This is a genomic window from Pseudomonas sp. GR 6-02, from assembly GCF_001655615.1.
Taxonomy (GTDB): Bacteria; Pseudomonadota; Gammaproteobacteria; order Pseudomonadales; family Pseudomonadaceae; genus Aquipseudomonas.
This window is the reverse complement of sequence record NZ_CP011567.1, coordinates 1-21569: the sequence shown is the minus strand read 5'-3', so window position 1 is coordinate 21569 and position 21569 is coordinate 1. Positions and strand designations below refer to the sequence as shown.

The 21569-nt window shown below is 58.2% G+C and carries 18 protein-coding genes; 8 read left to right on the top strand and 10 right to left on the bottom strand.

The features are described from left to right. The first annotated feature begins 3 nt into the window (after positions 1 to 3). The gene (gene trkA / locus PGR6_RS00090) at positions 4 to 1377 is read left to right on the top strand and encodes a Trk system potassium transporter TrkA (protein ID WP_018927309.1); all 1374 of its coding nucleotides are present in this window, start codon (positions 4 to 6) and stop codon (positions 1375 to 1377) included. A 142-nt stretch (positions 1378 to 1519) separates the two neighbouring features. Further along, positions 1520 to 1834 (top strand): tetratricopeptide repeat protein, encoded by a 315-nt coding sequence (locus PGR6_RS00085; RefSeq protein ID WP_018927310.1) that lies wholly within the window; start codon positions 1520 to 1522, stop codon positions 1832 to 1834. Between the two features lie 60 nt (positions 1835 to 1894). On the opposite strand, the gene PGR6_RS00080 is transcribed toward PGR6_RS00085, so the two are convergent. Both PGR6_RS00080 and tag read right to left on the bottom strand, forming a co-directional pair. Continuing rightward, positions 1895 to 2782, bottom strand: coding sequence for a lysophospholipid acyltransferase (locus tag PGR6_RS00080; protein ID WP_019580330.1), 888 nt, complete (start codon positions 2780 to 2782; stop codon positions 1895 to 1897). A 40-nt stretch (positions 2783 to 2822) separates the two neighbouring features. Beyond that, positions 2823 to 3380, bottom strand: a complete 558-nt coding sequence (gene tag, locus PGR6_RS00075; protein WP_064615644.1) for a DNA-3-methyladenine glycosylase I — start codon at positions 3378 to 3380, stop codon at positions 2823 to 2825. An 81-nt stretch (positions 3381 to 3461) separates the two neighbouring features. Between tag and glyQ the strand changes: the two genes are divergently transcribed. The 4 genes from glyQ to PGR6_RS00055 all read left to right on the top strand — a co-directional run bounded on the left by glyQ (position 3462) and on the right by PGR6_RS00055 (position 7871). Beyond that, the gene (gene glyQ, locus PGR6_RS00070; protein WP_003213601.1) at positions 3462 to 4415 is read left to right on the top strand and encodes a glycine--tRNA ligase subunit alpha; all 954 of its coding nucleotides are present in this window, start codon (positions 3462 to 3464) and stop codon (positions 4413 to 4415) included. Beyond that, a complete protein-coding gene (gene glyS, locus PGR6_RS00065; protein ID WP_019651238.1) occupies positions 4412 to 6466 on the top strand; it encodes a glycine--tRNA ligase subunit beta in 2055 nt (684 codons plus the stop codon). Before glyQ ends, glyS begins: the two co-directional genes overlap by 4 nt. 4 nt (positions 6467 to 6470) lie before the next feature. Continuing rightward, entirely contained in the window at positions 6471 to 7010 is a 540-nt protein-coding gene (gene gmhB, locus PGR6_RS00060; protein WP_167331188.1) for a D-glycero-beta-D-manno-heptose 1,7-bisphosphate 7-phosphatase, read from the top strand. An 81-nt stretch (positions 7011 to 7091) separates the two neighbouring features. Beyond that, positions 7092 to 7871: a lysophospholipid acyltransferase family protein gene (locus PGR6_RS00055; RefSeq protein ID WP_018927315.1), complete on the top strand. Its 780-nt coding sequence runs from the start codon at positions 7092 to 7094 to the stop codon at positions 7869 to 7871. Positions 7872 to 8053: 182 nt separating this feature from the next. On the opposite strand, the gene PGR6_RS00050 is transcribed toward PGR6_RS00055, so the two are convergent. From PGR6_RS00050 to PGR6_RS00040, 3 genes are all read right to left on the bottom strand, one after another. Further along, positions 8054 to 10366: a CHASE2 domain-containing protein gene (locus PGR6_RS00050; protein WP_064615642.1), complete on the bottom strand. Its 2313-nt coding sequence runs from the start codon at positions 10364 to 10366 to the stop codon at positions 8054 to 8056. Positions 10367 to 10384: 18 nt separating this feature from the next. Further along, positions 10385 to 11371, bottom strand: coding sequence for a FecR family protein (locus PGR6_RS00045; protein WP_064615640.1), 987 nt, complete (start codon positions 11369 to 11371; stop codon positions 10385 to 10387). Between the two features lie 341 nt (positions 11372 to 11712). Next, the gene (locus tag PGR6_RS00040; RefSeq protein ID WP_172901216.1) at positions 11713 to 11916 is read right to left on the bottom strand and encodes a hypothetical protein; all 204 of its coding nucleotides are present in this window, start codon (positions 11914 to 11916) and stop codon (positions 11713 to 11715) included. A 236-nt stretch (positions 11917 to 12152) separates the two neighbouring features. Here PGR6_RS00040 and PGR6_RS00035 point away from each other — a divergent pair, with 236 nt between their 5' ends. After that, the gene (locus tag PGR6_RS00035) at positions 12153 to 12872 is read left to right on the top strand and encodes a response regulator transcription factor (RefSeq protein ID WP_026286512.1); all 720 of its coding nucleotides are present in this window, start codon (positions 12153 to 12155) and stop codon (positions 12870 to 12872) included. A gap of 123 nt (positions 12873 to 12995) precedes the next feature. On the opposite strand, the gene PGR6_RS00030 is transcribed toward PGR6_RS00035, so the two are convergent. Continuing rightward, positions 12996 to 13895, bottom strand: a complete 900-nt coding sequence (locus tag PGR6_RS00030) for an EamA family transporter (RefSeq protein ID WP_064615638.1) — start codon at positions 13893 to 13895, stop codon at positions 12996 to 12998. A gap of 158 nt (positions 13896 to 14053) precedes the next feature. Between PGR6_RS00030 and PGR6_RS00025 the strand changes: the two genes are divergently transcribed. Next, positions 14054 to 14851, top strand: coding sequence for an AraC family transcriptional regulator (locus PGR6_RS00025; RefSeq protein WP_064615636.1), 798 nt, complete (start codon positions 14054 to 14056; stop codon positions 14849 to 14851). Positions 14852 to 14974: 123 nt separating this feature from the next. Here the strand turns inward: PGR6_RS00025 and gyrB are convergent, their stop codons facing one another. From gyrB to dnaA, 4 genes are read right to left on the bottom strand one after another with little or no spacing between them, the layout of a single operon-like run. Further along, the gene (gene gyrB, locus PGR6_RS00020; RefSeq protein ID WP_007934319.1) at positions 14975 to 17392 is read right to left on the bottom strand and encodes a DNA topoisomerase (ATP-hydrolyzing) subunit B; all 2418 of its coding nucleotides are present in this window, start codon (positions 17390 to 17392) and stop codon (positions 14975 to 14977) included. A 5-nt stretch (positions 17393 to 17397) separates the two neighbouring features. Next, entirely contained in the window at positions 17398 to 18501 is a 1104-nt protein-coding gene (gene recF / locus PGR6_RS00015; RefSeq protein WP_018927321.1) for a DNA replication/repair protein RecF, read from the bottom strand. Positions 18502 to 18521: 20 nt separating this feature from the next. Continuing rightward, the gene (gene dnaN, locus PGR6_RS00010; RefSeq protein WP_007903001.1) at positions 18522 to 19625 is read right to left on the bottom strand and encodes a DNA polymerase III subunit beta; all 1104 of its coding nucleotides are present in this window, start codon (positions 19623 to 19625) and stop codon (positions 18522 to 18524) included. 39 nt (positions 19626 to 19664) lie between these two features. Beyond that, positions 19665 to 21185, bottom strand: coding sequence for a chromosomal replication initiator protein DnaA (gene dnaA / locus PGR6_RS00005; RefSeq protein WP_007934322.1), 1521 nt, complete (start codon positions 21183 to 21185; stop codon positions 19665 to 19667). Positions 21186 to 21569: the final 384 nt, after the last annotated feature.

Below are 21569 nucleotides of genomic sequence, written 5' to 3'. Positions count from 1 at the left end.
TGGATGAAGATCATCATCCTCGGCGCAGGGCAGGTCGGCGGTTCGCTGGCAGAACACTTGGCCAGCGAGGCCAACGACATCACCGTGGTCGACACCGATGGCGAACGCCTGCGCGACCTCGGCGATCGGCTGGACATCCGCACCGTGCAGGGTCGCGGCTCGCTGCCAACCGTACTGCGGCAGGCTGGTGCCGACGACGCTGACATGCTGGTGGCCGTGACCAACAGTGACGAAACCAACATGGTCGCCTGTCAGGTCGCCCACACCCTGTTCCACACCCCCACCAAGATCGCCCGGGTCCGCGAAGCCGCGTACCTGACCCGTGCCGAACTGTTCGACAACGAAGCGATTCCGGTCGACGTGCTGATCAGTCCGGAGCAAGTAGTCACCAATTACATCAAGCGCCTGATCCAGCATCCGGGCGCATTGCAGGTGATCGACTTCGCCGAAGGCAAAGCGCAGCTGGTAGCGGTCAAGGCGTACTACGGCGGGCCGCTGGTGGGCCAGCAATTGCGCCAGTTACGCGAACACATGCCGAATGTCGAAACCCGCGTCGCGGCGATTTTCCGTCGTGACCGGCCGATCCTGCCCCAAGGCGATACGGTGATCGAGGCTGACGACGAAGTGTTTTTCATCGCCGCCAAAGCGAACATTCGCGCAGTGATGAGCGAAATGCGCCGCCTCGATGAAAGCTACAAACGCATCGTCATCGCCGGTGGCGGGCAGATCGGTGAACGCCTGGCCGAGGCCATCGAAAGCCGTTACCAGGTGAAGATCATCGAGATGAACCCGGCCCGCTGCCGCTACCTCTCGGACAACCTCGACAGCACCGTGGTGTTGCAGGGCAGTGCTTCAGACCGGGATCTGTTGCTGGAAGAGAACATCGCCGACGCCGATATTTTCCTGGCCCTGACCAACGATGATGAAGCCAATATCATGTCTTCGCTGCTGGCCAAGCGCCTGGGCGCGAAGAAGGTGATGACGATCATCAACAACCCGGCCTACGTCGACCTGATCCAGGGCGGCGACATCGACATCGCCATCAGTCCGCAACTGGCGACCATCGGCACCTTGCTGGCCCACGTCCGGCGCGGGGACATTGTCAGCGTGCACTCACTGCGCAGGGGCGCGGCGGAAGCCATCGAGGCGATTGCCCACGGCGATGCGAAGTCGAGCAAGGTGATCGGCAAGGCCATCGAAAACATCGGCCTGCCACCGGGCACCACCATCGGCGCGATCATCCGCGATGAAGAAGTGATCATCGCCCACGACGACACCGTGATCGAAACCGGCGACCATGTGATTCTGTTCCTTGTGGATAAGAAGCATATTCGGGATGTGGAGAAGCTGTTCCATGTGGGGTTGAGCTTCTTCTGATCCGAAGGCCTCTTCGCGGGCAAGCCTCGCTCCTACAGGTTTGAGCCGTCCAGCTATTATGCGAACGACTGAACCGTGTAGGAGCGAGGCTTGCCCGCGAAGGCGATTTCGAACTCCCCCAAAAAACCAGAGGTGCCACCCAATGATCGAATCCCTGGAAAAAATGCTCGCCAAGGGTGTGGATAACTCATTGCTGCGCTTCGGCCTGGGCAAGGGTTATCTGGATCTTGGGGAAAACGCCAAGGCCGCAGAGCATTTCCAGCGCTGCGTCGAGTTCGATCCGAAGTATTCGGCAGCCTGGAAGCTCTTGGGCAAGGCCCATCTGGCGCTGGCGGATTATGCGGCGGCGCGACAGGCTTGGGAGCAGGGTCTGGAAGCTGCCCGCGCCCATGGCGACAAGCAGGCGGAGAAGGAGATGACGGTGTTTCTGAAAAAGCTTGAGCGACAGGCGCACTGATCAGCGGTAACGCAGGCCAAGATCAATAGATCGCAGCCTGCGGAGTTATCCACAGCAACCTCAATACCAGCGTGCTTCGCCCGGTGGACGCTTCTTGAAGCGCTTCATGCTCCACATGTACTGGCTCGGATAAGCCCGCACGTAGCGCTCGACTACCTGGCTCATGGCCGCGCAGGAGGTTTCGGTATCGGTGCTGTACATGGCCTCTGGCGCGGCTTCGAGAATCACTTTGTAACCCGAACCGTCCGGCAGCCGCAGGGCATGCAGGAACACGCCGACCGCTTTGCCACCGGCGAGCATGTTCGGCACGAATTTGCTGGTCAGGGCCTGAGTGGCGAAGAACGGCACGAAGATCCCGGCGGATTCGGCCGGTTCCGGGTCAGCCGGAATGCCTACCGCGCCCCCCTTGCGCACTTCCTTGATCACGCTGAGGATGCCTTCCTTGGTGGAAGCCGCCACCCGGTTACCCAATTGCACCCGCTGCTTGCGCAGCAACTCATCCACCGCCTTCAGTTTTGGCGGACGGTAGAAAATGATCGGTTTGCACTGGCTGCAATAGAAGTGGTTCAACACTTCCCAGTTGCCCAAATGGCTGGTGATGCCAACCACGCCTTTACCGGACGCCAACGCCTCTTTCAAAACGTCGAGGCCTTCGACTTCGCGCACCAGTTCAATGGAACGCTGGGCCGGCCAGATCCACGCGCAGGCGCTTTCAGTCAGAGACTTGCCGATGTCTTTCAGGCTTTGACCCACCAGACGCTCACGCTCGGCCGGGTCCATCTGCGGAAAGCACTTGGCGAGGTTGATCCGCACCACGTCGCGGGAACGGTTGGGGGTTTTCCACATGATCCAGCCAATCGCCGAACCCACCGCCTGCACTGCCCGCCATGGCAGTAGGGCAAACAGCCGCAGAGCGCCTACCAGCAAGGCGCCTTTAAACTTATCCACAGGTCACTCCTGATCTTGTGCTGTGCGCGAGGCGGCTATTCTAACCGCCGTTCGTCAACGTGGCGTAGCGATCGCAATCCAGGGTGTGGTCCATGACCATGCCTGAAGCCTGCATCAGCGCGTAACAAATGGTCGGGCCGACGAACGTGAAGCCGGCTTTTTTCAGGCCTTTACTCATCTCGATGGCGGCCGGTGTCACCGCCGGCACTTCACCGCGATCCTTGAAATGATTGATCACCGGCGTGCCGCCGACGAACGACCAGAGAAACGCCACCGGGTCTTCCAGCTCCAGCCAGGCCTGGGCATTGCGCCGGGCTGCGTTGAGTTTGAGACGATTGCGGATGATCCCCGGATCGAGCATCAATTCATCGATTTCCGCATCGCTCATCTGCGCCACGCGCTGCACGTCGAAGCCGAACAGCACCTCGCGATAACGCTCTCGCTTGCGCAATACAGTGATCCAGGAAAGCCCGGCCTGGAACCCTTCGAGCAAAAGCAACTCGAACAATCCCTGCGCATCGCGTAGCGGCGTGCCCCACTCCTGATCGTGATAAGCCATGTACAGCGGATCTTCGGTACACCAAAAGCAGCGTGGCATAAGGCTCCAGGGGGCGTGCGCAGGACCGAATCGGGTATACTCCCGCTCTTTAAATCGCAGCCCAAGAAACAGGTGAATTTCGTGAGCCAGCCTACGCCAGCCGTGCGTACCTTCCAAGACTTGATCCTCGCCCTCCAGCAATACTGGGCCGAGCAAGGTTGTGTGGTACTTCAGCCCTACGATATGGAAGTAGGCGCCGGCACTTTCCACACTGCCACGTTCCTGCGCGCCATTGGCCCGGAAACCTGGAACGCCGCTTATGTGCAGCCCAGTCGTCGCCCGACTGACGGCCGCTACGGTGAAAACCCGAACCGTCTGCAGCACTACTATCAGTTCCAGGTAGTGCTGAAGCCGAACCCGGACAACTTCCAGGAACTGTACCTGGGCTCCCTCAAGCACGTGGGTCTGGACCCGCTGGTGCATGACATCCGTTTCGTCGAAGACAACTGGGAGTCGCCAACGCTGGGCGCCTGGGGTCTGGGCTGGGAAGTCTGGCTCAACGGCATGGAAGTGACTCAGTTCACTTACTTCCAGCAAGCGGGCGGCATCGAGTGCTACCCGGTGACGGGCGAGATCACTTACGGTCTGGAGCGTCTGGCCATGTACCTGCAAGGCGTGGACTCGGTCTACGACCTGGTCTGGGCTGACGGTCCGTTCGGCAAGGTGACCTACGGCGACGTGTTCCACCAGAACGAAGTGGAGCAGTCGACCTACAACTTCGAACACGCCAACGTCGAGAAGCTGTTCGAACTGTTCGACTTCTATGAAAGCGAAGCCAAGCGCCTGATCGAACTCGACCAGCCGCTGCCGTTGCCAAGCTACGAAATGGTGTTGAAGGCTTCCCACACCTTCAACCTGCTGGATGCGCGCCGGGCGATCTCGGTGACCGCGCGTCAGCAATACATTCTGCGTGTACGCACCCTGGCGCGTTCCGTCGCGCAAGCCTATCTGCTGGCTCGCGCCAAGCTCGGCTTCCCGATGGCGACCCCGGACCTGCGTGATGAAGTACTGGCCAAGCTGGAGGCTGCACAATGAGTGCTCAAGATTTTCTGGTTGAACTGGGCACCGAAGAACTGCCACCCAAAGCGCTGAACACCCTGGCCGAGGCATTCCTGGCCGGTATCGACAAAGGCCTGCAAGCCGCGGGCCTGAACTACGAGAGCAAAACCGTCTACGCCGCGCCGCGTCGTCTGGCCGTGCTGATTACCGCGCTGGCGACCCAGCAGCCGGATCGCAGCATCAACCTCGACGGCCCGCCACGTCAGGCTGCGTTCGATGCCGAAGGCAACCCGACTCAAGCAGCCCTGGGCTTCGCCAAGAAGTGCGGCGTCGAGCTGAGCGAAATCGATCAGAGCGGCCCGAAGCTGCGCTACAGCCAAAGCATCGCCGGCAAGCCGACCGCGAGCCTGATGCCGACCATCGTCGAAGATTCCCTGAACGACCTGCCGATCCCCAAGCGCATGCGCTGGGGTGCTCGCAAGGAAGAATTCGTTCGTCCGACCCAATGGTTGGTGATGCTGCTCGGTGACCACGTCATCGACTGCACCATCCTCGCCCAGAAGGCCGGCCGCGATTCCCGTGGTCACCGCTTCCACCACCCTGAAAGCGTGCGCATCACCTCGCCGGCCAACTACCTGAACGATCTGCGTGCTGCTTATGTACTGGCCGATGCCAACGAGCGTCGCGAGCTGATCAGCAAGCGCACCAATGAACTGGCGACCATGCAGGAAGGTACGGCGATCGTTCCGCAAGCCCTGCTCGACGAAGTGACCGCGCTGGTTGAATGGCCGGTGCCACTGGTGTGCTCGTTCGAAGAACGTTTCCTCGACGTGCCGCAAGAAGCGCTGATCACCACCATGCAGGACAATCAGAAGTACTTCTGCCTGCTGGATGCCGACGGTAAGTTGCTGCCTCGTTTCATTACCGTGGCCAACATCGAAAGCAAGGATCCACAGCAGATCATCGCCGGTAACGAGAAAGTGGTTCGCCCACGCCTGACCGACGCCGAGTTCTTCTTCAAGCAAGACAAGAAGCAAAAACTCGAAGAATTCAATCTGCGTCTGCAGAACGTGGTGTTCCAGGAAAAACTCGGCAGTGTCTACGACAAGGCCGAGCGCGTGTCGAAACTGGCGGCCTACATTGCCGCTCGCATCGGCGGTAACGCTTCCTGGGCGGCGCGTGCCGGCCTGCTGTCCAAGTGCGACCTGGCGACCGAAATGGTCGGTGAGTTCCCGGAGATGCAAGGTGTCGCCGGTTACTACTACGCCCTCAACGACGGCGAGCCGGAAGACGTCGCCCTGGCGCTGAACGAGCAGTACATGCCGCGCGGTGCCGGCGCTGAACTGCCTACCACCCTGACCGGTGCGGCCGTGGCCATTGCCGACAAGCTCGACACCCTGGTGGGCATTTTCGGTATCGGCATGCTGCCGACCGGCAGCAAAGACCCGTATGCCCTGCGCCGCGCCGCGCTGGGTGTGTTGCGGATCCTGATCGACAAGAAGCTCGACCTCGACCTGAACGACGCCGTGGCCTTCGCCGTGAATGCGTTCGGTGCCAAGGTCAAGGCTGCCGGCCTTAATGATGCCGTGCTGGAGTTCATCTTCGACCGTCTGCGTGCCCGTTACGAAGACGAAGGCGTGGACGTCGCGACCTACCTGTCGGTACGTGCCCTGAAGCCGGGTTCGGCCCTGGACTTCGACCAGCGTGTACAAGCGGTAGAAGCGTTCCGCAAATTGCCGGAAGCCGCTGCCCTGGCCGCCGTGAACAAGCGCGTGTCGAACCTGCTGAGCAAAGTCGAAGGCTCCGTGCCGACGGTCGTTGAAGCCAAGTACTTCGACAACGCCAACGAGTTCTCGCTGTATTCGGCGATCCAGCAGGCAGACCAGGCTGTGCAGCCAATGGCCGCTGCCCGTCAGTACAGCGAATCGCTGGCGCGTCTGGCCGCATTGCGCGAACCAGTGGATGCGTTCTTCGAGGCCGTGATGGTCAACGCCGAAGACGCCAAGGTGCGAGCCAACCGCTATGCGCTGCTGGCGCGTCTGCGTGGGTTGTTCCTCGGCGTCGCCGACATTTCGTTGCTGGGCTGAGGAGCTGCTGTTGAAACTGCTGATTCTCGATCGGGACGGGGTGATCAATTACGACTCCGACGCGTACATCAAGTCGGTGGAGGAGTGGATTCCACTCCCCGGTTCGATCGAAGCGATCGCGCAGTTGAGCAAGGCCGGCTGGACGGTGGCGGTCGCCACCAACCAGTCGGGCATCGCTCGCGGCTATTACGACATCGCCACCCTGGAGACCATGCACGCTCGCTTGCGCGAGTTGGTGGCAGAGCAGGGCGGCGAAGTCGGTCTGATCGTCTATTGCCCGCACGGGCCAGACGATGGCTGCGATTGCCGCAAGCCAAAACCCGGGATGTTGAAAACCATCGCCGCGCATTACAACGTTTCGCTGACGAATCTATGGTTCGTCGGCGATACTCTCGGTGACCTAGAGGCCGCCAAAGCCGTCGACTGTCAGCCAGTTTTGGTAAAGACCGGGAAAGGCGAAAAGACTCAGGGCAAGACCCTACCGGCAGGCACCTTGATTTTTGACGATCTGGCGGCGATTGCCGCAGAACTTATCCACAACTAAGGCTCTTCTGACATCCTGGCCAAGGACTGATCGGGAGTGCGCTTGAATAGGCGGGCAGTGCCCGCAACGGTAAATGTCGCCATGTCGATACTGCAGGCCATCAGAACTTTCCTCTTTTACCTGCTGCTGGGCACCAGTTCGTTGCTCTGGTGCACCCTGAGCTTTTTTATCGCGCCGTTTCTGCCGTTCAAGGCGCGTTATCGCTTTATCAACGTGTATTGGTGCCGCTGCGCCTTGTGGCTGAGCAAAGTCTTTCTGGGTATTCGCTACGAAGTGAAGGGCGCCGAGAATGTGCCTGAACAGCCCTGCGTGATTCAGTCCAACCACCAGAGCACCTGGGAGACGTTCTTTCTCTCGGCCTACTTCGAACCGTTGAGCCAGGTGCTCAAGCGCGAACTGCTCTACGTGCCGTTCTTCGGCTGGGCCATGGCCATGCTGCGGCCGATCGCCATCGACCGCGACAACCCGAAAGCCGCGCTCAAGCATGTAGCGAAGAAGGGCGATGAACTGCTCAAGGACAATGTCTGGGTGCTGATTTTCCCGGAGGGGACTCGCGTTCCCTACGGCACCATCGGCAAGTTCTCCCGAGGCGGCACCGCGTTGGCCGTCAATGCGTCATTGCCCGTGCTGCCAATTGCACACAATGCCGGCAAGTTCTGGCCAAAAACCGGTTGGGCCAAAAAGCAGGGAGTGATCACCGTGATCATCGGCGCCCCGATGTACGCCGAGGGTAGCGGGCCACGGGCCATCGCCGACCTGAATGACCGGGTGCAGGCCTGGAACGAACAGATGCAGCGCGAAATGGGTTCGCTGCCAGCAGCCCCGGCAGCACCGAGTGCGACCGACCAAGTGACTGTCTGAAGATCTGTGGATAACCTGTGTACCGTTTCGTTGAAAATCGCTGTATTTAGTTTTTAAGCTTTTGATTTTTATACATATTTCTTAAACAAATAAAACTTCGGAAAACGTGCATAAGTTTTTTTCGGACGTAAAAAAACCGGCTGATATAGCCGGTTTTTTTATGCCTGTAAAAATGATCAGGCTCACTCGCTCAAAAGGGGTAGCTGGACACTGAACGTCGTGCCTTGTCCTACCACGCTATGACAGGAAATCCGCCCGCCGTGACGATCCACCACCGCCTTGACCATGGACAACCCCAACCCCAGGCCGTCACTGCCGTGAGCCGATGCAAAGCGTCGATACTGACTGAACAGCTCGGGAAGCTCTTCGACGGCAATCCCTCGGCCCTGGTCGACGATCTCGCACGTTAACCAACCCTCGGTACAACTCACCCGCACGGTGATCCGCGAACCCGCCGGACTGTACTTGATGGCGTTTTCCAGCAGGTTGAACAGTGCCCGTGTCAGTAACGACTGATCGGCCAGGACCAGCGCTTCAGCATCTTCGTCGAGGTCATGCAGCAACTGAATGTTCTTCAGATGAGCGATGCTCGAGGCCTGGTCGAAAGTATCGAGCAGCAACATCGCGAACATGCTCGGCTGAAACTGATAGGCCTCGGATTCAGCCTTTGCCAACTGCACAAAGGCCTCGGTCAGGTTCAGCGCCTTGCGCACTTGTAACTCGATCTGACTGAACACTTGAGTGTCGCCAGACATCTGATGCCGCTGAACGTCGAGCAAAGCCAGAATCGCCGAGTGGGGGGCCCTCAGGTCATGAGACAGAAAACGCAGCAACACAGCCCGCTGCTCCTCGGCGTCCCGTTCGACGCTCAAGTCAGTGAGGCTCAGTAACCAGCCAATCACCGAGTCGCCCTCGGCCGGCAACAGCGGCGCCAGGTCCAGACGCAGGCTGCGTGCCTGAGTGTCACGAAACTCCAGCAGCTCCAGGGTCGACAACGCCGGCAGCGTTCCATCGGACGGCACCGGGTAACCCAACTCGCTCAGTTGCTCGAGCATCTCCTCGCCCACCAGGCTGCTGGAAAATATCTCCCGAGCCTTACGGTTGGCCAACAGAATGCGCCCATTCGGATCGCTGATCAGCGTCGCCACCGGCAAGTACTCAAGGCCATCGGCAATGAAACGCCGGGTGTCACGTGTCCGGCTCATGGCCTGTTCCAGCGCGACGATTTGCCCTTGCAGCACATCGCCAGCCGGGGCCTGGGTCCGACGGCGTTCGGGAAACACTTTCGGCTCGCTGTCCAGACGCGCCAGTTCCCAGCCGAAATAGGCGAGCACCGCATTCAGCCTTCGCCAATTCCAGATCAGGTAACCCAACAGCATACCCAGCAGACTCGCGGCCGGTGACCACCACCAACCAAGACGCAACAGCAGGCTCGAACCCAGCAGCGCGACCGCCATTGCCCCCAGGGTCAGCCATAACGCGCGACGCGGACGCACCAACATAAGGCCCAGCAACTCACCGACAATCACCACCGATAACAACGCCGCCAAACGTTCATCGAGAGCCACAATGTTGCGCTGTTGCAGCAACCCATTGAGGATATTTGCCTGAATTTCGATGCCCGGGGTGGTGCCCATGCTCGCCGATTGCGGTGTCACGTAACGGTCCCCCAAACCTGGAGCGGTGGAGCCGATCAGGATCAAGCGATCGCGCAGCAATTCGGGCGGGACTTCACCGCGCAAGACGCTGACGTAGGGCACACTGGGAAAACCCGCATCGGAACGGATGAAAGGAATCCGTATTTTGTGGGCTCGCTGCCAGCCTTGCGTCGACGGCAGGGCCGGGGTCCCGGGCATCGGTACATTCTCCTTGTCGGTAAGGGTCTGTTCGTACAGCAGCCAGGCCAGTTGCGCGCGTGTTTGTTGTGCCGGTCCTTCGCTTAAATACACACTGCGCACGATCCCGTCGGCATCCGCTTGGGCATTGATGTGCCCGATGCCTTTGACGCAATGGCTCAGTGGCGCCACCGGTTCAATTTCCCCCAAAGGCTGTCCATAACGCGCCACGCCTTCACGCAGCAACGGCACGAAGACATTTCCGGCACGGCAGGCCGCCTGGGCCAGAAGCTGATCGTTGCCGGGATGGCTATCGGGCTCGCTGAAAATCACGTCGAACAGAATGCCTTTGGCGTTCGCAGCGCCTAGCCGATCAAGCAACTGCGCGTGCATGGCCCGCGACCAAGGCCATTTGCCTAGCTGCTGCAAGCTGTAGTCATCGATCGTGACGATGAGTATTCGTGGGTCCACCGGCAGCGGGCTCAGCCGACGCAGGTTGTCGTACAGCAGATTGCTCAAGACCAGGCCATGGGTCATGGACAGCACTGCCGTCAGCGGCAACAGGATCAGACTGACCCACAGCCACTCGCGGACCATCCGCCGAAACAGCCGCTGAGCCTGGGTCGGCTCGCGGCCGTCCTTCCTTGGGCGGCCCTTCATCGGTCGTCGGCCAGGGCGCTATTGGACACGCGTGGTCCTGGGGTAATAGAAAATGTCATACACCCCGGTCTCTCCTTCTAACCCCTGAGCGTCATACGCCGACAGGCGAACATGGTAGAACAACGCTTTCAGCCCGCTGAATTTGACCTCGGGCGTGCTGGAAAACTGCTCTTGCTTGATGTCCAGAAAGTTCGCGTCGGTGGCCACTTGCGCCCGATAACGCGTGGCGCCTTCGATGGGCTTCATGATCAATTGCCAGACAGGCACATTACCCGTTTGACCGGCCTGCCCCAACAAACGTGGGGCAGGTAACAAGTCGATTGGCGTCAACGTGCCTTGTTTCTGAATACGCAAGCCCTGACGGGCCATGACCTGGACTTCATCATCCTCAGGGCCCTGAGTCCGTTTGGCAGTGGAGCGGGCAGAGCGGGGGCGCGACAGTTCCTCATCACGATTGACCGCCACTTGCCCATTCAGCACTTCCAGTAATGCCTGGCCACCATCATCGTTGCGCACCCGGAAGTGCGTACCCCGTACGCCCAGTACACCGACCGGCGTGACGATCTGAAAACGATCATGGTCGCTGGCACGCTTGATCACATACGACTCGACCTGACCCTGCTCGAGGATAACCTGAGGGATCGAATGTTCTTCATTGAGGTGTAGCGTGATCTGGGAGCTGGAAGGCAGCACTACCCGCGAGCCATCACCCAGGGAAAGGCTGACAAACGCCGAGGGCGAGGTCTTGATGCCTTCCCGCTCGTCGATCGGCATGCCTTCCTGCAGTGGCGTCTGTTTACCTTTGGCATCCAGCTTCCAGGCTTCGCCAGTCAGATGTTCGACAGTCGCGGGCAGCGGTTGGCCGCGACATTGTTGATTATCATCGATATAAGGCAGACGTTTTGCCGAGGCGGCAGCCGCCGATGCACTCTGGGTGAACAATTCCATCAACCCGGCAACCAGTAAAAGACAAACGCCAGAACGGCGTGGGAGCAATAAGGTCATGAGGTTCATGGATTGGCTTTTATGCTCTTATACAAATCATGCCGGGAAACGCCCGCGCTGACGCACGATACCTGACCGGATGCTCTGGCAGATAGCCATGGGCGCAAAGGAAATGAGATGACACATCCCTGTGTCAGAACTGAGCAGGCACTCCATGTGTTTTCCCCTGAACTGCAGACCCGCCGAAAACCGGCGATCGACGGTCCTGCAGTTTGGCATTGACGCTCCCTGCGTCGGAGCACATCCCAATGCCCCTGTGCCGCTCAGCGAAAACGAATTTACCGGCATAAGCGACCTTGCGCGGTCATTCTCAATATTTGTTCAGAATTGACTGAAGGCGCCTAAAACACCCAACGTTGTTGCGCCGAGCGAATGTCGAGCTGGGCGGCTTCCACCTGTGCGGAGTGCACCGGGGCAAAGCCTGGCGAGTCGCCCATCACCGTGTTCGTCTCTGCCGGGCCGAAGTAACGCGGTGCAACATTCTGCTCGATGACAGATATTGACTGGACCGTGGTGCATCCCAATCCGAGACCCGCGGCCAACATCAACGCTGTTAATCTTGTAAACCCGTTAAAGATAATCTTTAGACGCATTTTTTCCCACAGTCCCTCTGGAGCATTCTGCCGATAATTCATCGCCTACCGGCTAAGTGATATCAGCGTATCCACACTTGGGAAGTTCACAGCAATTCGCCACAATTGTTCAGATTCAACCAATCAGCCTAAACTCCCGCAGGAATTTTCTTAACCGTTGCACTTACGAGATGAAGGAAGCACTCGGCATGCGTGTCGCAATACTGGATGACGAACCCGCCGAACTCCGCCGGGTGGAACAGACACTGCGACAGATCCCCGTCACGGGGGAGCAGACGTGGACGTTGCACAGTTTCGAGCGGGGAGAGGACCTGTTACGGCAACTTCGCCGGGAAACTTTCGATCTGCTGATCCTCGACTGGCAATTGCCCGACATCAGCGGTCTGTCGTTGTTGCGCTGGACCCGGGAACACATGGACTCACCACCGGCCGCGATCATGCTCACCAGTCGCGATACCGAAAGCGATATCGTCCAGGCCTTGAACGCCGGAGCCGACGATTACGTGAGCAAACCGTTTCGTCCTAATGAGCTGATGGCTCGGGTGAGCGCCGTACTTCGTCGGCATGGACTGCAACGCGCGGCAGCCACCGAAATACTCACATTCAATGACCTCGAATTCGACGACGCCGAACTCACTGTCACCCGTGCCTCCACCCCCATCAGCCTGACCGAACGGGAATACCGTCTCGCCCGCTGCCTGTTCGCCAATCTGGGCCGACCTTTGTCCCGTGAATACTTGTATGAGCGCTTTTGGACCCATGAAGAAATCGTGTCCTCCCGGCCTCTGGATACTCATATTTATCGCCTGCGCAACAAGCTGGGTCTGACGGCTGATCGCGGTTGGCAACTGCTGACGATTTACGGGTATGGGTATCGGCTTGAGAGCGTAGCCACCGCTAGCGAATGATTCGACGAACAATAAAAACGTCCAACGCTGAGCGTTGGCAGTGTCCATTACGGTAGTTCTGCGCGGGAAATCAATACCCCGCCCATGTAGATTTCAATTGATCAATGTTCTGGCACGACCGCCTTAGTCCGAGCGCAACCTGGCTCTGGGGGCGGCATGGATTGTGTCGGCGGACTTGCGATAGAGGCCGACTGCCAATCCCATAATGATGATCGCAATTGAGATCAAGTTCAGTGTTGAGATGTGTTCGCCGATAATCAGCATCGAACTACCGATGCCGAATACCGGAATCAACAACGACAGCGGTGCCACTGTTGAAACAGGATAAAGCTTCAACAGCGAGTTCCACCCCCAATAGGCAAAGTGTGTGGCCAGATAAACCTGGAAAATAATCGATAGCACAGCTGTCAGGTCGAGACTGCTTTGCAGATTCTCAAAGGGCGCGGCACCTTGCATGAGCCAGGCGATGAAGAGGAGTGGGATGGGTGGAAACAGACTGGCCCAGACCATAAATGAAAAGATCTCTTTGACACCGGATGTCTTGATAATCACGTTGCCGACGCTCCAGGCGACTGCACTCAGCACAATCAGCAGTACTCCAAGTATCGCGTGCTCCCCTTGCTGAGTAGAAATGATGCCCGCCAACCCGACCAATGCCAGCAGTGCCCCGATAAGCTGAGCCCTACGTAGCTTCTCTTTAAATAATAACGCCCCCCAACCCATGGTGAAGAACACGCTGAGCTGGATGATCAGCGAAGCAATACCGGGGCTGACACCGACCTGGATGCCATAGTTGATTACGCCCCACATACCCAATCCGAAAATGAAGCCGTAGGCGACAACATAGCTGAACTTGATGGCGGGGCGCTTTATGAAGAACACCAAAGGTATGGCGGCGAGTGCAAAGCGTATTCCGGTTAACACAAAGGGATCGATCGAGCGTAACCCCAGCTTGGTGATTGGAAAGTTCACTCCCCACACTAAAGTGACGAGTATCGCCAGAACCAAATGTTTTTTCTGCATATCCCTAGCCTCACATTAAGCGGCACACCGCGGTATGCCTCATTCCAATCAGTTCAATGCGAACCGTTTCTGCATCAGGCATTTTTGGAGATGTGATTCTATGGTCCAAAATTTTGGCCTGCTTGCTATAGCAGGTCTACTTTTGTCAAAATCGGGCCATGTCGATCAATCCAACACTGGATCCCTACGAGCATGGAAGCCCCGATGCTGTGGTGAACCTGAGCAAGTATTCTTCGGGTACTGTTTTTGCGCGGCATACGCACAGTCGTGGTCAGTTTGCGTACGCCTCGACGGGCGCGTTGAAGATGTTCACCGATCAGGGGAATTGGGTTGTCCCGCCTCAAAGAGCGCTTTGGGTTCCCGCGTGCGTGCCGCATGAAATGCATATGCGCGGCGACGTGACCATGATCAATACTTACCTCAATGAGGCTGCCTCCATCCGCGCCGGTTTGCCGGAGCATTGCCAGGTCTACGATGTTTCGCCGTTGCTGAGGCATCTGTTGGAAGCAGCGCTGGCCATCGACCCGGAGCAAGCGCCTAGTATCCGAAGCCAGTCCGTACAGACGCTGCTGGTGGATGAAATCGGCACCATGTCGGAGCTTCCATTGAGTGCACCATTGCCTTCGGAACCTCGACTGGCCGTTTCGTGCCATCGATTCCTGGATGCCCCCACGCAGAATATCTCCATCAGTGAAATGGCCAGCTGGTCGAACATGAGCCGGCGAACGTTCACGCGATGTTTTCGGGAAGCGACTGGCATGAGTTTTGTCTTCTGGAGACAGCAAGTCTGTCTACTCGAAGCCACGTCCAGACTGAGCAATGGTTCATCTATCACCGAAGTGGCGATGGATCTGGGTTACAGCAGCCCAAGCGCATTTACCTCGGTATTTCGGCGTAACCTGGGGGATTCACCGGGGCGTTATCTGGCCAAGTCCAAAGGCGCATCGATGTTCTGAGCGATTGATCAAGAAGGGTGTCTAGTCCTGAAACAGGTGTAAACCTTATTCAGGACGGGACACGCGCAATAAAAAAGGCCAACGCATAGCGTTGGCCTTTTTTGTTTTAGCGGTCCTGCCGGATCAGAAGTCCAGGTTGGACACCGCCAAGGCGTTGCTTTCGATGAAGTCACGGCGAGGTTCGACTGCATCACCCATCAGGGTGTTGAAGATCTGGTCGGCGCCGATGGCGTCTTCGATGGTCACTTTGAGCATGCGGCGCGAGCCCGGATCCATGGTGGTTTCCCACAGCTGATCAGGGTTCATCTCACCCAGACCTTTGTATCGCTGGATGGTATGACGCTTGGTGCTTTCGGCCATCAACCATTCAAGGGCTTCCTTGAATTCGGTGACGGCTTTCTTGCGTTCGCCACGCTGGATATAAGCGCCATCGTCCAGCAGGGTGCTCAGTTGAGCGCCCAGGGAAACGACGGTCTTGTAATCGTTGCTGCCGAAGAAGTCGCGGTTGAAGGTGACGTAGTTCGACAGGCCGTGGGAGATCAGTTCGACCTCTGGCAGCCAGACATTACGTTCACGGTCTTCGCGCAGGCTGGCCTTGTAGACCAGGCCGGACTTCTCGACGGTGCGCAGGCGAACTTCGTACTGAGCCAGCCAATCCTGCATCGCTGCGTGGTCGGACAGTTGCTCCATGCTCACGGCTGGCAGGTAGATGAAGTGCTCGGTCAGTTCCTGCGGGTACAGGCGCGACAGGCGCTTGAGGGTCTTCATCACCAGACGGAAGTCATTCACCAGACGCTCGAGAGCTTCACCGGAGATACCCGGGGCTTCTTCGTTCAGGTGCAGGCTCGCATCTTCCAGGGCCGACTGCGTCATGTACTCTTCCATGGCGTCGTCGTCTTTGATGTATTGCTCTTGCTTGCCTTTCTTCACTTTGTACAGCGGCGGCTGAGCGATGTAGATGTAGCCACGCTCGATCAGCTCCGGCAGCTGACGGAAGAAGAAGGTCAGCAGCAGGGTACGGATGTGCGAACCGTCGACGTCAGCATCGGTCATGATGATGATGTTGTGATAACGCAGCTTGTCGATGTTGTACTCGTCGCGACCGATGCCGCAGCCTAGCGCGGTGATCAAGGTACCCACTTCTTGCGAAGAGATCATCTTGTCGAAGCGCGCCTTCTCGACGTTCAGGATCTTGCCCTTCAATGGCAGGATGGCCTGGGTCTTGCGGTTACGACCCTGCTTGGCGGAGCCGCCAGCAGAGTCACCTTCCACGAGGTACAGTTCGGAAAGGGCAGGGTCTTTTTCCTGGCAGTCCGCCAGTTTGCCCGGCAGGCCGGCGATGTCCAGCGCGCCTTTACGACGGGTCATCTCACGGGCTTTACGCGCCGCTTCACGCGCACGCGCCGCGTCGATCATCTTGCCGACGACCAGCTTGGCTTCGTTCGGGTTTTCCAACAGGAAGTCGGAGAAGTACTTGCCCATTTCCTGTTCGACCGCGGTCTTCACTTCGGAAGACACCAGCTTGTCTTTGGTCTGGGAGCTGAACTTCGGATCCGGCACTTTCACCGAAATGATCGCCGTCAGGCCTTCGCGGGCATCGTCACCGGTGGTGGCGACTTTGTGCTTCTTCGCCAGGCCTTCAGCTTCGATGTAGGTGTTCAGGTTACGCGTCAGTGCCGAACGGAAACCCACCAGGTGAGTACCGCCATCGCGCTGTGGAATGTTGTTGGTGAAGCACAACAGGTTCTCGTTGAAGCTGTCGTTCCACTGCAGGGCGATTTCCACACCGATGCCGTCTTCACGCTGGATGTTGAAGTGGAACACCTGGTTGACCGCAGTCTTGTTGGTGTTCAGGTATTCAACGAATGCACGCAGACCACCTTCGTACTTGAACAACTCTTCCTTGCCGCTGCGCTCGTCCTTGAGGACGATGCCGACACCGGAGTTGAGGAAGGACAGTTCGCGAATCCGCTTGGCCAGGATGTCCCAGCTGAAGTGGATGTTCTTGAAGGTGTCAGCCGAAGGCTTGAAGTGAATCTGGGTACCGGTGGATTCGCTGTCGCCAACGATTTTCATCGGTTCTTGCGGAACACCGTGGACGTAGGTCTGTTCCCAGATCTTGCCGCTGCGGCGAACGGTCAGGACCAGTTCTTCGGACAGGGCGTTAACCACCGATACACCTACACCGTGCAGACCACCGGAAACCTTGTAGGAGTTGTCGTCGAACTTACCGCCGGCGTGCAGCACGGTCATGATGACCTCGGCCGCCGAAACGCCTTCTTCTTTATGCACGTCTACCGGGATGCCACGACCGTTGTCGCGAACAGTGATGGATTCATCCGGGTGGATGATGATGCTGATGTCGTCGCAGTGGCCGGCCAAAGCTTCGTCGATCGAGTTATCGACCACCTCGAACACCATGTGGTGCAGACCGCTGCCATCGTCGGTGTCACCAATGTACATACCGGGACGTTTGCGTACGGCATCCAGGCCTTTCAGCACTTTAATGCTCGTTGAGTCGTACGTATTTTCTTCGCTCAATGCCTTCACTCCCGATGGTCGTGGGTCTGGGTGATACGGCCCTGTTCCACGTGGAACAAAGCGACTGGCGTTTCCGTCTGCCAGCCTTCCCTCAATAATTCGTGATCTACACAGGTGATAAAAACCTGGCAGCGTAAGTCTTCCAGCAAGCGACAAAGCGCGCGACGGTGGTGCTCGTCCAGTTCGGACGGCAAGTCATCCACCAGATAAATACACTGGCCGCGTCGGGCCTGGCTGACCAAGTGCCCTTGGGCAATCCGCAATGCACAGACCACCAACTTCTGCTGACCACGGGACAAAATATCCGCGGCGTTATGTGCGCCTAATCGGAGACGCAAATCAGCCCGTTGTGGTCCGGCCTGGGTATGACCCATTTGCTGATCCCGCTGAAGGGATCCAGCGAGCACTGCACTCAACTCACGGTCTTTGTCCCAGCCTCGGTAATAGCTGAGCGTCAAGCCCTCAAGCTCAACCAGTTCGCTCAAGGTCTGTTCAAAGACTGGTTTCAAGGCTTTGATGTAAGCGCGGCGGTATTCATCTATTTCATCGCTGGCCTGGCACAGTTCCCTGTCCCAAACCGCTTGCGAAACGGCGTCAAGTGTACCATGCCGCAGCCAAGAGTTTCTCTGGCGCAAGGCCTTCTGCAAGCGCTGCCACGTAGACATGAATCGCGGTTCCACGTGGAACACACCCCAGTCGAGAAACTGCCGGCGAATCTTCGGCGCGCCTTCCAGCAGGCGGAAGCTGTCCGGGTTGATCAACTGCAGCGGCAGGATCTCCGCCAGTTGTGCCGCACTACGGGCGTTCTGCCCGTCGATACGGATCTGGAACTCTCCCTGACGATCGCGAGATATCCCCAATGCGCTGTGCCCACCCTCGGCCAATTCGACCTGGCCAAATACTGTGCACGCCAATTGTTCGTACTGAATAACCGGCAACAGGCGGGTGCTACGAAACGAACGGGCAAGCCCCAGCAGATGAATGGCTTCCAGAACACTGGTTTTGCCGCTGCCGTTGGCGCCGTAAAGAATGTTGATTCGGGGGGAGGGGGAGAAGGTCACCGGGTGCAGATTGCGCACCGCGGTGACCGAGACGCGACTTAAGGACATCTAGCTTCTGCTGAGCATGATTACAGACGCATCGGCATGACAACGTAAGCCGAGTCGTCGTTGTCGGACTCTTGCACCAGCGCACTGCTGTTGGAGTCGGACAGGATCAGGCGAACCTGCTCGGTGGTCATCACGCCCAATACGTCGAGCAGATAGCTCACGTTGAAGCCGATTTCCAGAGAGCCGCCGTTGTACTCAACGCCCACTTCTTCTTCCGCTTCCTCTTGCTCCGGGTTGTTCGCCTGGATCTTCAGCTGACCGTTGGCCAGCTGCAGACGGATGCCGCGGTACTTCTCGTTGGACAGAATCGCGGTACGGCTGAACGCTTCACGCAGGGCCTGGCGATCGCCGAGTACCAGCTTGTCGCCACCTTTAGGCAGAACACGCTCGTAGTCAGGGAATTTACCGTCGACCAGTTTCGAGGTGAAGGTGAACTCGCCGGTGGTAGCACGGATGTGGTGCTGGCCCAGCACGATGCTGACGTTGCCGTCCGGTTCGGTCAGCAGACGTGCCAGTTCCAGGATACCTTTGCGTGGCACGATGACCTGATGACGATCCGGCTGACCGATATCGGCCTGCATCGAGCACATGGCCAGACGGTGACCGTCGGTCGCCACGGCGCGGATGATCCCGGCCGAGACTTCCAGCAGCATGCCGTTGAGGTAATAACGCACGTCCTGCTGCGCCATGGCGAAGCTGGTGCGTTCGATCAGGCGACGCAGTTTGCTTTGCTCAAGGCTGCAGGTCAGCGAACCCGGGCCTTCTTCCACCGTCGGGAAGTCGTTGGCCGGCAGGGTCGACAGGGTGAAGCGGCTACGGCCGGCCTTCACCACGAGCTTCTGCTCATCGACCTTGATGTCGATCAGCGCGTCGTTTGGCAGGCTCTTGCAGATGTCCATCAGCTTGCGCGCAGGCACAGTGATGGAACCCGGGTCTGCAGGCTCTTCGAGTTGCACACGACCGACCAGCTCGACTTCCAGGTCGGTACCGGTCAGCGACAGTTGCTGGCCTTCGACAACCAGCAGCACGTTGGAAAGCACCGGCAAGGTCTGTCGGCGCTCGACGACGCCTGCGACCAGTTGCAGGGGTTTCAACAGGGCTTCGCGTTGAATGGTGAAATGCATGGTCTAGTCCCTTGCCTTAATAAGCTGCGCTGGTGTTCATCAAGTGGTCAGTGTACGCAGCAGGTTCTTGTAGTCCTCGCGGATGTCCGCGTCGGATTCCTTAAGCTCGTTGATCTTGCGGCAGGCGTGCAAAACAGTCGTGTGGTCGCGGCCGCCAAACACATCGCCGATTTCCGGCAGGCTGTGGTTGGTCAATTCCTTGGACAACGCCATAGCGACCTGACGCGGACGTGCTACTGAGCGTGAACGACGCTTGGACAGCAGGTCGGAGATCTTGATCTTGTAATACTCAGCGACGGTGCGCTGAATGTTATCCACAGAGACCAGTTTATCTTGCAACGCCAACAAGTCTTTCAGGGATTCGCGAATCAACTCGATGGTGATGTCGCGCCCCATAAAGTGCGAGTGGGCGATCACGCGTTTGAGCGCGCCTTCCAGCTCACGGACGTTGGAGCGAATACGCTGGGCGATGAAGAATGCCGCGTCGTGTGGCAGATCGACTTTGGCCTGGTCGGCCTTTTTCATCAGGATCGCTACACGGGTTTCCAGCTCCGGCGGCTCGACGGCAACCGTCAGGCCCCAGCCAAAGCGGGATTTAAGGCGTTCTTCAAGGCCTTCAATTTCTTTCGGATAGCGGTCACTGGTGAGAATGACCTGCTGGCCACCTTCGAGCAGGGCGTTGAAGGTGTGGAAAAACTCTTCCTGCGAACGTTCCTTGCGAGCGAAGAACTGAATGTCATCGATCAGCAACGCATCCACCGAACGGTAGAAGCGCTTGAACTCGTTGATCGCGTTCAACTGCAGCGCCTTGACCATGTCGGCCACGAAACGCTCCGAATGCAGGTACACGACCTTGGCATTCGGGTTCTTCTTTAATAGGTGGTTACCCACAGCGTGCATCAAGTGGGTTTTACCCAAACCGACGCCACCATAAAGGAAGAGCGGGTTGTAACCGTGCTTGGGGTTGTCCGCCACCTGCCAGGCCGCAGCCCGTGCCAGTTGGTTGGACTTACCTTCGACGAAGTTCTCGAAGGTGAAAGTGCGGTTCAGGTAGCTGGTGTGCTTGAGCGCACCTTCGACCTGCACCGTGCGCTGCTCGGAACGAACCGGGGCCTGTTGCGAACTGGCGCCGGCCATAGGGTCGAAGCTGTCGCGGGACGGCTCTTCACTGACCTCGGCAACTTTTTGCGTCGAACGCTTGGTCGGTGCCGCCGCCGGAGCAGGGGCTGGAGCGCTGACCGGTGCGGCCGCCGCCTGAGCCTGGGACGCCGCAGCGGCCAACGGGGCATTGGGTGCCGCACGCGGTGCCGAACTGCGTTTGCTGCCTATTAATAAGGAAAGCGCCGGCGCCATGCCATTGCCGTGCTCATCCAGCAGTTCAAGGACGCGGCCCAGGTACTTTTCGTTGACCCAGTCGAGAACAAAACGATTCGGTGCGTAGACACGCAACTCGTCGCCTTCGGCTTCGACCTGTAGCGGGCGGATCCAAGTGTTGAATTGTTGGGCAGGCAGCTCATCGCGCAAAAGCTCCACGCACTGCTGCCAAAGTTCCACTGACACGGATATCCCCTAAGTTGAAAGCCGGTGAGGCAAAAACAAGCGGTCATTGTAGCGGCCAGACGCCCACTTATCCACATGCAGGTTGCGCACAGGGCATGAATTATCAACGCGTTAACCCTCAAAAAGAAGACCAACGGTATGTGCATAAGCTCTGTGGATAACCGCCCATGAGGGCACTGGACAAGTGGGGGCGAAACTCGGTGGATAACCTGCCTGTGGATAACTGACCTTTCCACACACAGCTTATCCGACAGCGCAGCACAGGCTGACCACCGTTTTCCACTGTAGTTGTCATTCTCTGTACATCGCGGTTTTTAAGGGCTTAAGGCAGTTATCCACAGATGATCGCGTGCCTAGCTTTTACAAGCTTTACAGAAAAGCTTT

Excerpts from the sequence above, each read along its gene's own strand:
- dnaN (WP_007903001.1), bottom strand. The coding sequence starts at position 19,625 with ATGCATTTCACCATTCAACGCGAAGCCCTGTTGAAACCCCTGCAACTG.
- PGR6_RS00030 (WP_064615638.1), bottom strand. The coding sequence starts at position 13,895 with ATGCAGAAAAAACATTTGGTTCTGGCGATACTCGTCACTTTAGTGTGG.
- glyS (WP_019651238.1), top strand. The coding sequence starts at position 4,412 with ATGAGTGCTCAAGATTTTCTGGTTGAACTGGGCACCGAAGAACTGCCA.
- PGR6_RS00085 (WP_018927310.1), top strand. The coding sequence starts at position 1,520 with ATGATCGAATCCCTGGAAAAAATGCTCGCCAAGGGTGTGGATAACTCA.
- PGR6_RS00035 (WP_026286512.1), top strand. The coding sequence starts at position 12,153 with ATGCGTGTCGCAATACTGGATGACGAACCCGCCGAACTCCGCCGGGTG.
- PGR6_RS00040 (WP_172901216.1), bottom strand. The coding sequence starts at position 11,916 with ATGTTGGCCGCGGGTCTCGGATTGGGATGCACCACGGTCCAGTCAATA.
- trkA (WP_018927309.1), top strand. The coding sequence starts at position 4 with ATGAAGATCATCATCCTCGGCGCAGGGCAGGTCGGCGGTTCGCTGGCA.
- PGR6_RS00055 (WP_018927315.1), top strand. The coding sequence starts at position 7,092 with ATGTCGATACTGCAGGCCATCAGAACTTTCCTCTTTTACCTGCTGCTG.
- PGR6_RS00050 (WP_064615642.1), bottom strand. The coding sequence starts at position 10,366 with ATGAAGGGCCGCCCAAGGAAGGACGGCCGCGAGCCGACCCAGGCTCAG.
- tag (WP_064615644.1), bottom strand. The coding sequence starts at position 3,380 with ATGCCACGCTGCTTTTGGTGTACCGAAGATCCGCTGTACATGGCTTAT.
- recF (WP_018927321.1), bottom strand. The coding sequence starts at position 18,501 with ATGTCCTTAAGTCGCGTCTCGGTCACCGCGGTGCGCAATCTGCACCCG.
- PGR6_RS00025 (WP_064615636.1), top strand. The coding sequence starts at position 14,054 with ATGTCGATCAATCCAACACTGGATCCCTACGAGCATGGAAGCCCCGAT.
- PGR6_RS00045 (WP_064615640.1), bottom strand. The coding sequence starts at position 11,371 with ATGACCTTATTGCTCCCACGCCGTTCTGGCGTTTGTCTTTTACTGGTT.